Below are 12,977 nucleotides of genomic sequence, written 5' to 3' on the forward strand. Positions count from 1 at the left end.
GACTGCTGTCCTACCGGGAGCTTCGTCCTATCTGGAGCAGCGACACGCCGCTGAGCGCCTGCTCAGGAGCCCTTGATCACGATGAAAATGGCTCAGTGGAACGGAAGAACCGAGAACAGCTCGGGAATTCCGTAGAAGACGAGATACGGCCGCCTGCCCTGGGAAAGCTCGGTGGGGTGGATGTTCAGCCGCCGGTAGCCCATCTGCGCGATGGCTTCCTCGGCCCCGTACAGCCAGGCGTCCATCTCCTGATCGGTCGCCCGGGGATAGGCGCGCCTGCGCGCCTCCGCGTAGTTCAGGAGCCCGATGAGCCCCAGGACGACGAGCACGGCGCCGCCGACCCCGCAGAGGAACCCCAGGCAGATTGCCGCGTCACCGACGGCGAACATCACCAGGGCCATCAGCAGGAGTCCGCCACCGAATGCCAGCTTGACGTACTGGGCTACCGGTGTGGACGGCTCGGGCGCGAAGTACTTGCCGGCTCGCTCTGCGCGTTGTTCAGGATGCATCAGATTCCCTGGTTTCGGCTGAGCCCCTGCCACGTCGGGCACTCGACAGCAGGAACGTGGTTGATGATTTCGCGGGCGCGATCACTGCCGACGCCCCACAGCGCCGCCTGGAGGTCGCGAAGCCTGAAGCGGTCGGTCGGAATGCCACGGATTTCGTAGTAGTCTTCGATGATCAGCGCCCAGAGGGCTCGCAAATGGTTGCTCGTGTCGCCGGGATCGATCTGAATGCCGATCTGCAGCAGATTTTCCATCGCCCGGATCACCTCGTACCGGTATCCGCCGGGGCGCCGGCCGCCGAGAGCGGCCAGCACCCGGTAGTAGTAGACATCGACCTCGCGTGGATACATGTTCACGAGGGTGTTGAAGCGCTCCAGGGCACGTGCGTATGCCCCGTTGTTGAGAGCAGCGATCGCCTCGACGAATTCCGGGTCGACGCGGATCTGCTCCGGAAGCAGATCCGCAAGCGGTGGCCAGGCCTCAGCCAGCGTGGCAAGCGGGATGACCCACGAGATCCGCAGCCTCTTGTCCATGTCGGCTGTCGAAATCATGCCGACGACGCGGCCGGACGTGACGTCGACAATGGGGCCGCCGCTGTATCCGCGCTGGATCTGGCCGTCGAAACCGGGCAGACCGTTCACCTGAATGAGCTTCCCGGTCTCATCCGGCCCGATGACCTGGACCCGGGTCCGCTGACCGCGGTCGTCCGCCGACGAATACTGTTCCGGAAAGCCGAGCGCGTCGAGCGGCGTCTCCGGCCGCGGCGGCTCACTGGGCCCGAGCGGCGCCGCGGGCCAGCTCTCCGGAACGTCGACGACTGCCACGTCGGTCCCGTCGTACCGGCCCGGGCTCCAGCCCGGAACCGCGTAGCGCGCGGAACAGACCTGGCCCGAGCCCCAACCCCCTGGCGCCTCCGCCCAACACCGGACTCGACCCTCGACCACGTGAGCGCATGTGAGGGCCACGCCCGGCGCCACGACGAATGCGGTTCCCAGCACCTCCGACGGAGCACCACCATTCGTCGTGGCCCGGATCCGCAGCCGCCAGGGTTCAGAGGAGGTGATCATTTCGGGGCGGAGTCTTCCCGTCGCCAGACCAGTTCGACACCGAAGTTTCCTTCGTACGCGGTCTTCGCGATGACGGCGTTCATCTCAGCCGTCATCTTCACGGCAAAGGTGAGCTTGACCTCGCTCGGCCCCAGGTCCTCGCGAAACACACGCATGGCCTCCATGGCCGCCGAGCGGACGCTCCGAAGTGACTCGTCGAAGGATCTCGGCTCGGTGCGAGCACTGCGGCCCACCGGCCCGATACCGGCGTTTTCGCCATGGATCTCCAGCTCCTGGCCCTCGACCTCAACGAGAACCGGATCCGCTCCATGCACCGCAAATTGTCTGGTAACTGGCACAGCACTCCTTCAGCTGGAAGGAAAAGAGGGCATCGCGACAATGCAGACGACGCGCCAATGCGTCGGGGATCGACCGGCAGCACACCCGCAACTTGCGAGGATCGTTCAACCGGCTACAAAACGATCCTGGCGTTCGTGCGCTGATGCCAGGATCAGACATTCGGCCGGTTCGATTGTCAGCAACACGACTACTGGTCTCTACTTAGGACTTCGGGCTGAGGATCGGATATGCACCGGCACAGGACTGGTGACCGGATGGGCGATCCGGACGCCTATTCATCCACCATTTCCCGACGAGAGGGCACCGAGCGGATGACACCGGCTGAGCGGTGCTGATCCACCCGCGGCCGAGGGGCTTAGGGGATCACGTTCGGCGGCATCGAAGGCACCCCGCCTTCGGGTACGGTGACGCTTCACGAGTCGCGCCCTTACCGTCGAAGGCCTCGCCGTTCAGGAGGTGACGCGCGTGCGTAGGACCAGCCGTATGTTGTGCTGGCCGCTCAGCGTCTGCCTGATGGCGGCGCCGGCAGCCTGTACGTCCTCAAGCGGATCCAGCCAGGATGAGGCCAGACCAGTCGCACCAACTGCGTCCCTGGGCACTGACCCCAGTGCGTCCCCGTCGACTGACGTGAGCGCCGGACAGGAGTCGTGCACTGTATCCGTCGATGCGATCAAGGAACCGCCGGCGGGTTATCGGCTCGTGGGAGAGGACGTTGCAGTACCTGCACGGCCGGTGCTTCAAGCAGAGGAATCGGGGGAACCGGACCCGGCAGCCCGGCTGTTCGCCAAATGGGGACTGGTCGTACGCGGCGGCGCAGTGGTTGATCTTCGGGTGGCAGCCGGCTGGGAGGACAAGGCGCGTCTCGGATGGGGCTCGTCAGTGGTGCCAGCCGTGAGCGCCCATGTGCGTGCCTGCGCATCTGCCGATGACCGACCTGAGTGGCTGGCCTTCGTCGGCGGCACGTGGGTTGCGCGACCAACCTGCCTACCGCTCACCATTCAGTCGCGGGGGCAGACGGCACAAGTACGGCTGGGTATCGGTGTCCCTTGCGACGGAACCGACCCGCCGAGTTCCTAGTAAGGCTCGCCAGGAACCTCCGCCGTGAGGCGGATTCTCGACAAGGCCGAGGAAACGACTGGTGGGGCGGGCGAGAGCTAGAACCCGCGAACGACCCGGTCGGGTGCGGTTTTCTAGCAGCGAAGCGCGCCTCGTCTCCCTCGATGACCAGAATGAACCACGGCACCTCGCGCCCGTCCCATGCCGCACCACCGACCAGCCCGTCCGCAACCTCAAAGCCAGCCGGCACCGCAAGGTGGACCACGGCATGAGGCGGTCAACGCAGAAGACGACCCCCGTGAGAGCCTGTCGCGATGTCGCGTGCCCGCCTAGCGCTGACCGCCGGGGTTCTCCTGCTCATCGCCTCGTGCCTGCTGCCGTGCCTGCCGTTCCTGGATCTGTCCGGGATCTCGATGCCCTACCAGGACCCCACCCCCGAGATGCTGGAGAAGCAAGCCGCCGACATCACCACAGCCGAACACAGACTCGCCGTCCACACAGCCGTCGCCGGTGCACTCGCCGTAATCGGCCTGGCAGCCTTCATCTACGCCTGGAAGCACAGACAGACCCGCAAGGCCGACCACGGAATCTAGACCAAACGTAAAGCATGTGCTGGGACGGATTCGTCAAGCATGTGGTGAGACTAGACAGACGCGGTCGAGCCTGTGTCCTCCGCCGGGTTTCGCGGAGCACACCGCGTGGGGCTCGCACCTCCGGAACATCGGCGCGACCGGACTGCGGCAGCCCAGGCTTCGTACACATGTGCGATGTGCGGCTTTCGGAATTTCGACCTAGCCTGCGTGGTGACCGCCGCCGCGCCATTGGCCGTGGAATCGCGGCGGCGGTCTATTGCCCCACTCCAGGTATTCGAGAAGGAGCAACGTGACAATCCTAGTAACCGGAGCGACCGGCAACGTGGGTCGCCAGGTGGTGGCCGGGCTCGTCCGGGCCGGACGAACGGTGCGGGCGATGACCCGCCAGCCGCAAACGCACCGGCTACCGGACAGGGCTGAGGTGGTCCAGGGAGACTTCGAACGTCCCGCGACCTGGCGAGCGGTGCTGGACGGAGTGCGGTCGGTGTACCTGTTCCCGTTCGCGTACGCCGCGACCGACCATGGGTTCGTCGATGAGGCGTTGAAGGCCGGCGTCACCCGGTTCGTCGTGCACTCCGCGGCGGCGGCCGGGTTCACACCCGGAACCGGTGGCGACGGCGCGCTCGGGCGGCACCTGACCGATGAGCGGGTGGCGCACCGCGGGCTGGAACTGCTGGTGGAGGCCTCGGGTGCCGAGTGGACGCATGTGCGGCCGGGGTTGTTGGCCGCCAATTCGCTGCGGTGGGCCGACCGGATCCGAACCGAGCGGGTGGTGCGGGAACCGTACGCGTCGGCCGGCTATCCGGTGGTCCATGAGGCCGACGTAGCCGACGTGGCGGTCGCGGCGTTGCTGACCGACGACCATGTCGGTGCCGCGTACACCGTCACCGGCCCGGTGAAGGTCTCGCAGGCGGAGCAGGTCACCGCGATCGGTGCCGCCATCGGCGTGCAGGTGCGGTTCGAGGAGCTCGATCCGGCCGAGGCGCGCACGCAGTGGCTGCGCGACGGCTTCGATGAGGAAACCGCCGACTGGATGATCGCGCTGCTCGCCGACGCGGTTGACGGAACAGGTGCGTTGCCGCCGACGGACACCTATCTGCGGGTGACGGGGCGGCCACCGCGCACGTTCGCCCAGTGGGCCAACGATCACGCCACCGACTTCCGGCCCGAGGCGACGCGATGACGATTCTGGTCACGGGTGCCACCGGCATGGTGGGCCGACACGTCGTCGCCGAACTGGTGAAGACCGGGCATCGGGTCCGCGCACTCACGCGGACGCCGTCGGCGGCGAGCCTTCCGGACGGGGTAGAGGTCGTCGGCGGCGACCTGACGGATCCGCTGTCGCTGGAGCCGTCGCTGAACGGCGTCGAGAAAATGTATCTGTTCCCTGTCGGACGGACAGCGCGTGAGTTAGTTGCCGTCGCGAAGCGGGCCGGCGTGCGGCGCATCGTCGTGCTGTCCGGGGCGCTGGCCGACACCGACGACAGCGAGGACGGATACCTGGCGGTCGAACGTGCCGTCGAGGACTCTGGTCTGGAGTGGACGCACGTCCGGCCCGGGGAGTTTGCCGCGAACTGGCTGGACTGGGCCCCGTCCATCAAGGAAGGTCGGGTGGTTCGCCGCCCGTACGGGGCTGCGGTCACCCAACCCACCCACGAGGCGGACGTCGCCGCGGTCGCCGCGACAGTTCTCATCGAGGACGGGCACGCCGGCCGGACCTACACCCTCGCCGGCCCCGAGGCGCTCACCACCGTGGCGCAGGTGCACGCGATCGGCACGGCGATCGGTGCCACGGTGCGGTTCGAGGAGCTCGATCCGGCCGCGGCCCGGGCCGAGTGGATCGGCAACGGCTATCCAGAGACGTTTGTCGACTGGATCTTCACCATGTGGGCGGAGTCCGCGCGTGACCCTGCCCCGACGAACCAGGAGTGGGCAGGCATCGTCCCGCGCCTGACCGGCCGACCCGCACGGACATTCGCGCAATGGGCCACCGACCACGCGGCCGAATTCCTTTAACCGCGGTTCGCCTGGGTCGCCAGCAGCATGGCTGAGCTGAGAAAACGGCTGGTGGGGCGGGCGGGGTTCGAACCCGCGACCGAGGGATTATGAGTCCCCTGCTCTAACCGGCTGAGCTACCGCCCCGTCACCGCGCCGGATCGTAACCCGCCGATCGTTTCGCGGACCACCACCGGCCGGGCGGAAAGACTACCGCGACAGCACGATGGGCTACGCGAGGATAACAACGCGCAACCCACCGGCCAACGGCTCTACGCGCGCCGAAGATCGGCGAGAACGGCGCCGACCGTACGCCAGCCGCTGGCGAGCGCGCCCTGGATGGACGGGCTGTCCCGGTGGTCCCCGGCCACGTACAGGCCGTCGCCCAGCGCGACCGGTTTGCGCAGGCGGCCCTGCGGCGGCGGGGCGGCGGGCAGCGCGTCCGGCACGGTGACGGTGGTGAGGTGGGTCCAGTCGGCGGTGGAGCGGCCGTAGAGGCGGTCCAACTCGCGGCGGATCACCGGTTCGGGCGGGGTCTGCGGGCCGACCACCGAGGTGGCGACCAGGTGCTGGCCGTCGGGGGCGTACGTGGGTGCGGCCCGGCTCACCACCACCGTGTTGGCGATCGTTTCCCGCCGGTCGCCGTCGAGCAGCAGGATCGGCTCGTCCAGTGGCGCCGTGCCGGTGCGGTGGTAGTAGGTGGTGTAGGCGTGCATGCGTACCCGGGTAAGACCGGGCAGCAGCGTGGCCGCCGCCGGCGGGTCGACAGCGACCACGACGGCGCGGCAGGTGATCTCGCCGGACGGGGTGCGGACGCGGCCGGGCGCGACCTCGGTGACCGGGGTGTTCAGGTCGATCAGCTCGGCGGGCAGCGGCGCGGCGAGCGCCCGGGGCAGCGCCGCCATGCCGTCCGCGGGCAGGCCGATCCGGCCCCGGGCGAAGGAGCGCATGATGACCGCGAGGACGTGGCTGGAGGTGGCCAGCTCGCGGTCGAGCAGCACGCCGGACAGGAACGGCCGGAGCAGTTCCTCGATGATCGCGTCGGAGAGCCCGGCCCGGCGCAGCGCCTTCTCGGCTGTGGTCTCGGGCGTGTGGAGCAGCCGCCCGACCGGCAGCGTCGCGTAGCCGGCCGCGAGCGCGCCGAAGCGCAGCCGGTCGGTCAGTGATCCGATGCCGGCGGTGAGCGTGGCGGGCGCGCCGGCGGGTTCGCGCAGCGGGTTGACGAGTCGTTCCAGCCGGTCGCCGCGGCGCACCAGCACGCCGGGCGTGAACCAGCCCATCCCGAGAGCGCCGACGTCGACCAGGCCGGCCAGCCGCGGGTACGCGGTGTTCAGCACCTGGAAGCCGCGGTCCAGCAGGAACCCGTCGACCCGGTCGGTGGCGGCCCGCCCGCCGAGCCGGTCGGCGGCCTCCAGCAGCCGCCACGGCACGCCGGCCCGGTGCAGCCGCCGCGCGGCGGCGAGCCCGGCCAGGCCGCCGCCGACGACCACGACGTCGGTGTCAGGCACGCTCCACCCCCGCGCCGGCCCGGTCGCCCTCGCGGTGCGACCGCGACAACCGGCCCGGCCACCAGACCTTCGGACCGATGTCGTACGCGAGCGCGGGCACCAGCAGCGAGCGGACCACTATGGTGTCGAGCAGGACACCGACGGCGACGGCCACGCCCAGCTCGACGAGCACCACGAGCGGCAGCACGGCGAGTGCGGAGAACGTGGCGGCGAGCACGATGCCGGCGGAGGTGATCACGCCGCCGGTGACGGCCAGGCCGACGAGCACACCGGCGCGGGTGCCGCGGCGTACCGACTCCTCCCGGACCCGGCTCATCAGGAAGATGTTGTAGTCGATGCCGAGCGCGACCAGGAAGACGAACGCGAACAGCGGGAACGACTGGTCGACGCCGGGGAAGTCGAACACGTACCGGAACAGCAACGCGCACAGGCCCAGCGTGGCCAGGAACGACAGCACCACTGTGGCGATCAGCAGCACCGGGGCGACCAGGGCGCGCAGCAGCACGGCCAGGATGACCGCGATGACCAGCAGCACCACCGGGATGATCACGTTGCGGTCGCGGACCGAGGCGTCGGCGGTGTCCACGTTGATCGCGGTGAAGCCGCCGACCACGGCGTCCGCACCGGGCACCCGGTGCACGGCCTCGCGCAGGTCACGGATGGTGCGCTCGGCGCCGTTGCTGTCCGGCGCGTCGGCGAGCGTGACGTTGAGCTGCACCCGCCCGTCGACCACCTTCGGCGGAGCGGCCGGGTCGGGCGGCGCGTTCTCGCCACGCTGGCCGAGCGGCGCGACCGCGGCCACCCCCGGGACGCCCTGCGCCACCTGGGCGACCTGACGCGCGGTGTCCTGGGTGGTGAAGATGGTGGCGGGGCTGCCGGTGCCGGCCGGGAAGTGCCTGTCGATGACCTCCTGCCCGGCCACCGAGTCGGTGCGCTGGGTGAACAGCTGGGACTGGCCGAGCGTGGTGGCGCCGAGCTGGGTCACTCCGATCGCGAGCACTGCAAGCGCGACGGCGGTGACGATCCAGACGGTACGCGAGCGCCGCGCCACGAAGCCGGCGATCCGCGCCCAGATGCCGTGCTCGGCGCGCGGGTCGGCCTCGTCGTGCCGGGGCCGCCGGGGCCAGAACGCCCATCTGCCGCCGAGGACCAGCAGCGCGGGCAGGAACGTGAGCATCACCAGCAGCGTGGCGGCGATGCCGACGGCGCTCACCGGGCCGAGCGCCCGGTTGGAGTTGAGGCTGGACAGCAGCAGGCAGAGCAGGCTGACGATGACTGTGGCGCCGGAGGCGACGATGGCCGGCGCGGCGCCCTTCCAGGCGGTCCTCATCGCGTCCCAGGGCCGCTCGTGCCGGTGCAGCTCCTCCCGGTAGCGGGCGATGAGCAGCAGCGCGTAGTCGGTGCCGGCGCCGAAGACGAGCACGGTGAGGATGCCCTGCGCCTGCCCGTTGAGTTTGACGATGTCGTGGTCGTCGAGCAGGTAGACGAAGACGGCGGCGAGCGAGTATGACATCCCGGCGGCCAGCAGCGGGAAGACCCAGAGGACCGGGCTGCGGTAGACGATCAACAGGATGACCAGCACCACCGTGAGCGTGACCAGCAGCAGCGGCCCGTCGATCGCGCCGAACACCTCGATCAGGTCGCCGAGCAGCCCTGCGGGTCCGGCCACGTCGACTGTGAGCCCGTCGCGGTCCGGGCCGGCGATGTCGCGCAGGCGTTCCACCACCGCGCGGATCTGTTCGCCCTCGCCGCTTTCGATCGGGACGATCACCTGGGCGGCCTGCCGGTCCTGGCTGACGATCGGTGGCGGCAGCGGGCCGACCACGCCGGGCACGTCGGCGAAGCGGGCGGCGTCGGCCTGGATCCGTTGCTGGTCGACCGGGGTGAGGCCGCCGGCGCGTTCGTAGACCACGAGCGCCGGGGTGGTCTCCCGGTCGACGAATCCGGCGGCCAGGTCCTGTGCGCGGGTGGCCTCGGCGTCGGTCGGCAGGAAGGAGGCGTTGTCGTTGGTGGAGACCTCGCCGAGCTTGCCCGAGTACGGCCCGGCGACGCCGCCGATGATCAGCCAGCCGAGCACCACCGCCACCGCGACGAGCGTCGCGGTCCAGCGGCTGCGTCCTGCGGCCATCTCCACCGTCCTCGAATCGACGCATCAATCGACGCAGCGGGAGTCTAGGTCGACGCCGACCATCCTGCCGGGCGAACGGTGACTCGGGGGCGGAAACCGGGCAGCCGGGACACGCGAGGGGTGGGAACGACGAACGCCCGCCGGCGGGGCCGACGGGCGTGACATGGAGCGAAGCTCCCCCGATTGGACTCGAACCAATAACCTGCCGGTTAACAGCCGGCTGCTCTGCCAATTGAGCTACAGGGGACCGTGCACCGCTCGGATCGGATCTTTCCGCTCCGTGCGACGGGGACAAGAGTACAGGACATCCGGGGGTGGTGCGCCAGGGGGTTACCGGACCGGACCCGACCGGCGGACGCGCCAGAATTACGGACAAATCGTCATCTCGGCACAGGGAGGCATGAGCAGAGAGCAGGATGGGTAGTTAGCCGTCGACAGAGAACGCAGGCGCGAGATGGTCGTTCCGCCGAGCCGGCGGAAATCGGCAGAGAGCGTCAGGTACGGAAGGAGCCGCCATGCGCGGAAAGATCATGTTTCTTGGCGGGCTGGCTGCGGGATTCGTCCTGGGCGCCCGTGCCGGCCGGGAGAAGTACGAAGAGCTGGTGGTCCGCGGACGCAAGGTCCTCGACCACCCGACCGTCCAGGAGGCGGCCGGGGTCGCGCAGGCACAGGCGACCCGGCTCTACTCCGAGAGCAAGGACAAGCTGGGGCAGACCAAGCTGGGTGAGAAGCTCGCCACCGGCAACGGCGGCAAGCCGGGCATGACCGAGGCCGACAAGCCGTTCGCGGGCACGCCGGCCGCGGTCGGCAGCCGCAGCGCCAACGGCACGGCCTCGAACAGCACGTCCGGCTCGACCTCGACCGGCACGAGCACCAAGCCGTCCAGCACCGGCAACACGCTCTGACAACAGCGGACAGCGGGCCGGTCACCTCCGGGTGACCGGCCCGCTTTCGTGCGAACGAGGCTGCGCAGGCCCGGCTCCCGCTACCGGGGCGCGGCGGCCCACCGACGACCTGATGGCGCAGACGGATCGTGGCGGCCACGCTGCCCGGTGCAGGCCGCCGGCGATCCACCTACGTGATCAGGTCGGGAGCCGCCTGAAAGGGCGTGCCCGGCCGAGGTCACTCGCGGCTGCTGCTGAACGCGGCGTCGAAGGCCGCCGACGGGGCGTCGAACGCCAGGCGGCGGACGAACTGGAGTGCCTCCGGCGCGCCGACCAGGCGGTCCATGCCGGCGTCCTCCCACTCGACCGAGATCGGACCGTCGTAGCCGATCGCGTTCAGCGCGCGGAAGCAGTCCTCCCACGGCACGTCGCCGTGGCCGGTGGAGACGAAGTCCCAGCCGCGCCGCAGGTCGGCCCAGGGCAGGTGGGAGGAGAGCCGGCCGCGCCGCCCATCGCCGGTACGGACCTTCGCGTCCTTGCAGTCGACGTGGTAGATCCGGTCGGCGAAGTCGAAGATGAAGTTCACCGGGTCCAGCTCCTGCCACACGAAGTGCGACGGATCCCAGTTGAGGCCGAACGCCTCCCGGTGCCCGATCGCCTCCAGCGTGCGCTTCGTGGTCCAGTAGTCGTAGGCGATCTCGCTGGGGTGCACCTCGTGCGCGAACCGCACGCCCACCTCGTCGAAGACGTCCAGGATCGGGTTCCACCTGTCGGCGAAGTCCTGGTAGCCGCGCTCGATCATGGCCGGCGGCACCGGCGGGAACATCGCCACCGTGTGCCAGATGGACGAGCCGGTGAAGCCGACGACGGTGCGTACGCCCAGCTTCGCCGCCGCCCGCGCGGTGTCCTTGATCTCCTCGGCGGCGCGGCGGCGCACCCCCTCCGGCTCGCCGTCGCCCCAGATCCGGGCCGGGAGGATGTCCCGGTGCCGCTCGTCGATCGGGTGGTCGCAGACGGCCTGCCCGACCAAATGGTTGGAGACGGCGAACACCTGGAGGTTGTGCTTGGCGAGGGTGGCCAGCTTGCGCTCCACGTACGAGTCGTCGGCGAGCGCCCTGCCCACCTCGAAGTGGTCGCCCCAGCAGGCGATCTCCAGCCCGTCGTAGCCCCACTCGGCGGCGAGCCGGCAGACCTCGTCGAACGGCAGATCGGCCCACTGGCCGGTGAAGAGCGTGATGGGTCGCGCCATTGTCCTTCTCCCCTGTGGTGATGGGGGATTCCGTCGCGGACCGGGGCGAGGACGACCGGAGACGGCGGCGCGTGGGCACCGGTGGACGCCGGGGCGTCTGCTCCCGGACGGGTTGCGCCTCCCGCCGGTCACCGGCCACCTCGCGGTCGCCGCCTCCACTCTATGGCAGCCGTCACGGCAGGGTCCAGCAGTCATTCGCGCCGGTCGACGCACCCCCGGCCGAGAGTGCCTCGCGTATTTGTCCCGCCGATTTCGCGAGACAGCCGGGATCGAGCCGGTCCACCGGTGCGGCCGGGGAATCCCGGTCCGGCCGCACCGGAGGGCCGTGCTGGTCGTGCCGGCGGATTCCCGGCGGCACGCTCCCCGCCGCCGGCCTCGTCCCCGCCGCGGGGCGCAACCGCGGCGGGCCCTCGCCGGCCGGCGCCGGTGAGTGTCGGCGGACCCCGAGGGGTCGCCTCGGGTCAGGCGGAGGCTTCGGCCAGCGCGGGCTCCACCTCCGTCCAGGCGGCCCGCTCGGCCGAGCGGGTGACCGCGTCGAGCACGAGCTGGACCTGAAGCGCGTCGGCGAACGACGGGGCCGGGTCGGCGCCGGTGGCGACCGCCTCGACGAAGTCGCGCGCCTGGTGGGTGAAGGAGTGCTCGTAGCCGATGATGTGGCCGGGCGGCCACCACGCACCCAGGTACGGATGCTCCGGCTCGGTCACCAGGATCCGGCTGAAGCCCTGTTCGGCGGCGGGCCGGCTGGCGTCCAGGAACTCCAGTTCGTTGAGGCGTTCCAGGTCGAACACGACACTGCCGCGTGACCCGTTGATCTCGACCCGCAGCGCGTTCTTGCGGCCGGTGGCGAACCGGGTCGCCTCGTACGTGGCCAGCGCTCCCCCGTCGAGCCGGGCCACGAACACCGCCGCGTCGTCCACCGTCACCTGCCCCGTCGCGGTGCCGTTGCCGTCGGCCCGCGCGGCCAGTCCGCTCGACCCGGCGACCAGTGGCCGCTGGCGGACGAACGTCTCGGTCAGCGCGCTGACCCCCGTGACGAGCTGACCGGTGACGTACTGGGTCAGGTCGATGATGTGCGCGCCGATGTCACCGAGCGCGCCGGAGCCCGCCCTGTCCTTCTGCAACCGCCACACCAGCGGGAACTGCGGATCGACGATCCAGTCCTGGAGGTAGACCGCCCGGACGTGCCGGATCTCGCCGATCCGCCCGTCGGCCACCAGTTGCCGCATCAGGGCGACCGCCGGCACCCGCCGGTAGTTGAAGCCGCACATGGCGCGTACCCCGGACTCGCGTGCCCGGGCCGCGGCCTCGGTCATGTCGCGGGCCTCGGCGACGCTGTTGGCGAGCGGCTTCTCGCACAGCACGTGCTTGCCCGCGGCGAGCGCGGCGAGCGCGATCTCGCGGTGGCTGTCCCCCGGCGTGCAGATGTCGACCACGTCGATGTCGTCGGACTCGACGAGCCGCCGCCAGTCGGTGGTGTAGCCGTCCCAGCCGAGCCGGTCGGCGGCCTCGGCCACCTTCGGTTCGTCACGGCCGCAGACGAGCGCCATCCGCACCCGCGCCGGCAGGTCGAACACCCGGTTCACGGTGCGCCACGCCTGGGAGTGCGCGGCGCCCATGAACGCGTAGCCGACCATGCCGACGCGCAGGATGCT

The 12,977-nt window shown here is 70.1% G+C and carries 11 protein-coding genes and 2 tRNA genes; 4 read left to right on the forward strand and 9 right to left on the reverse strand.

Features of this window, described 5'->3' with window-relative positions:
- Positions 1 to 92 precede the first annotated feature (92 nt).
- Genes ACFYO8_RS28985 through ACFYO8_RS28995 form a run of 3 tightly spaced genes read right to left on the reverse strand, consistent with a single transcriptional unit; the run spans position 93 to position 1,911 of the window.
- A complete protein-coding gene (locus tag ACFYO8_RS28985; protein WP_387257803.1) occupies positions 93 to 509 on the reverse strand; it encodes a hypothetical protein in 417 nt (138 codons plus the stop codon).
- Positions 509 to 1,573 (reverse strand): serine protease, encoded by a 1,065-nt coding sequence (locus tag ACFYO8_RS28990; protein WP_355094686.1) that lies wholly within the window; start codon positions 1,571 to 1,573, stop codon positions 509 to 511. The genes ACFYO8_RS28985 and ACFYO8_RS28990 overlap by 1 nt, the downstream gene beginning before the upstream one ends.
- Entirely contained in the window at positions 1,570 to 1,911 is a 342-nt protein-coding gene (locus tag ACFYO8_RS28995) for a CU044_2847 family protein (RefSeq protein WP_152037854.1), read from the reverse strand. The genes ACFYO8_RS28990 and ACFYO8_RS28995 overlap by 4 nt, the downstream gene beginning before the upstream one ends.
- A 1,371-nt stretch (positions 1,912 to 3,282) precedes the next feature.
- On the opposite strand from ACFYO8_RS28995, the gene ACFYO8_RS29000 reads away from it, so the two are divergent.
- From ACFYO8_RS29000 to ACFYO8_RS29010, 3 genes are all read left to right on the forward strand, one after another.
- On the forward strand, positions 3,283 to 3,561 hold the full coding sequence (locus ACFYO8_RS29000; protein ID WP_355094684.1) for a hypothetical protein: 279 nt from the start codon (positions 3,283 to 3,285) through the stop codon (positions 3,559 to 3,561).
- A 289-nt stretch (positions 3,562 to 3,850) separates the two neighbouring features.
- Positions 3,851 to 4,744 carry an NAD(P)H-binding protein gene (locus ACFYO8_RS29005; RefSeq protein WP_355094682.1) on the forward strand — a complete coding sequence of 298 codons (894 nt, stop codon included), beginning with the start codon at positions 3,851 to 3,853 and terminating at the stop codon, positions 4,742 to 4,744.
- Positions 4,741 to 5,577, forward strand: a complete 837-nt coding sequence (locus ACFYO8_RS29010; protein ID WP_355094680.1) for an NAD(P)H-binding protein — start codon at positions 4,741 to 4,743, stop codon at positions 5,575 to 5,577. The genes ACFYO8_RS29005 and ACFYO8_RS29010 overlap by 4 nt, the downstream gene beginning before the upstream one ends.
- Positions 5,578 to 5,626: 49 nt before the next feature.
- Here ACFYO8_RS29010 and ACFYO8_RS29015 read toward each other — a convergent pair.
- From ACFYO8_RS29015 to ACFYO8_RS29030, 4 genes are all read right to left on the reverse strand, one after another.
- Positions 5,627 to 5,703: transfer RNA gene (locus ACFYO8_RS29015), tRNA-Ile, on the reverse strand.
- Positions 5,704 to 5,828: 125 nt separating this feature from the next.
- Positions 5,829 to 7,064, reverse strand: coding sequence for an NAD(P)/FAD-dependent oxidoreductase (locus ACFYO8_RS29020; RefSeq protein ID WP_387257806.1), 1,236 nt, complete (start codon positions 7,062 to 7,064; stop codon positions 5,829 to 5,831).
- Positions 7,057 to 9,192 (reverse strand): MMPL family transporter, encoded by a 2,136-nt coding sequence (locus ACFYO8_RS29025; RefSeq protein WP_387257808.1) that lies wholly within the window; start codon positions 9,190 to 9,192, stop codon positions 7,057 to 7,059. The genes ACFYO8_RS29020 and ACFYO8_RS29025 overlap by 8 nt, the downstream gene beginning before the upstream one ends.
- A gap of 174 nt (positions 9,193 to 9,366) precedes the next feature.
- Positions 9,367 to 9,439: transfer RNA gene (locus ACFYO8_RS29030), tRNA-Asn, on the reverse strand.
- Between the two features lie 268 nt (positions 9,440 to 9,707).
- Between ACFYO8_RS29030 and ACFYO8_RS29035 the strand changes: the two genes are divergently transcribed.
- Complete coding sequence (locus ACFYO8_RS29035) at positions 9,708 to 10,097, forward strand: hypothetical protein (protein ID WP_355094674.1); 390 nt, start codon at positions 9,708 to 9,710, stop codon at positions 10,095 to 10,097.
- A gap of 217 nt (positions 10,098 to 10,314) precedes the next feature.
- Here the strand turns inward: ACFYO8_RS29035 and ACFYO8_RS29040 are convergent, their stop codons facing one another.
- Both ACFYO8_RS29040 and ACFYO8_RS29045 read right to left on the reverse strand, forming a co-directional pair.
- Positions 10,315 to 11,325, reverse strand: coding sequence for a sugar phosphate isomerase/epimerase family protein (locus tag ACFYO8_RS29040; protein WP_354872408.1), 1,011 nt, complete (start codon positions 11,323 to 11,325; stop codon positions 10,315 to 10,317).
- Between the two features lie 461 nt (positions 11,326 to 11,786).
- A complete protein-coding gene (locus ACFYO8_RS29045) occupies positions 11,787 to 12,959 on the reverse strand; it encodes a Gfo/Idh/MocA family protein (RefSeq protein ID WP_387188851.1) in 1,173 nt (390 codons plus the stop codon).
- Between the last annotated feature and the right edge of the window lie 18 nt (positions 12,960 to 12,977).

Origin of the sequence: Micromonospora sp. NPDC005257, from assembly GCF_042872445.1 — a bacterium.
Classification (GTDB): Bacteria; Actinomycetota; Actinomycetes; order Mycobacteriales; family Micromonosporaceae; genus Micromonospora.

Bases quoted from the DNA above. Each gene is read 5' to 3' on its own strand.
- ACFYO8_RS28985 (WP_387257803.1), bottom strand. From the start codon at position 509: ATGCATCCTGAACAACGCGCAGAGCGAGCCGGCAAGTACTTCGCGCCC.
- ACFYO8_RS28990 (WP_355094686.1), bottom strand. From the start codon at position 1,573: ATGATCACCTCCTCTGAACCCTGGCGGCTGCGGATCCGGGCCACGACG.
- ACFYO8_RS29000 (WP_355094684.1), top strand. From the start codon at position 3,283: ATGTCGCGTGCCCGCCTAGCGCTGACCGCCGGGGTTCTCCTGCTCATC.
- ACFYO8_RS29010 (WP_355094680.1), top strand. From the start codon at position 4,741: ATGACGATTCTGGTCACGGGTGCCACCGGCATGGTGGGCCGACACGTC.
- ACFYO8_RS29025 (WP_387257808.1), bottom strand. From the start codon at position 9,192: ATGGCCGCAGGACGCAGCCGCTGGACCGCGACGCTCGTCGCGGTGGCG.
- ACFYO8_RS29035 (WP_355094674.1), top strand. From the start codon at position 9,708: ATGCGCGGAAAGATCATGTTTCTTGGCGGGCTGGCTGCGGGATTCGTC.
- ACFYO8_RS29040 (WP_354872408.1), bottom strand. From the start codon at position 11,325: ATGGCGCGACCCATCACGCTCTTCACCGGCCAGTGGGCCGATCTGCCG.
- ACFYO8_RS29045 (WP_387188851.1), bottom strand. From the start codon at position 12,959: ATGGTCGGCTACGCGTTCATGGGCGCCGCGCACTCCCAGGCGTGGCGC.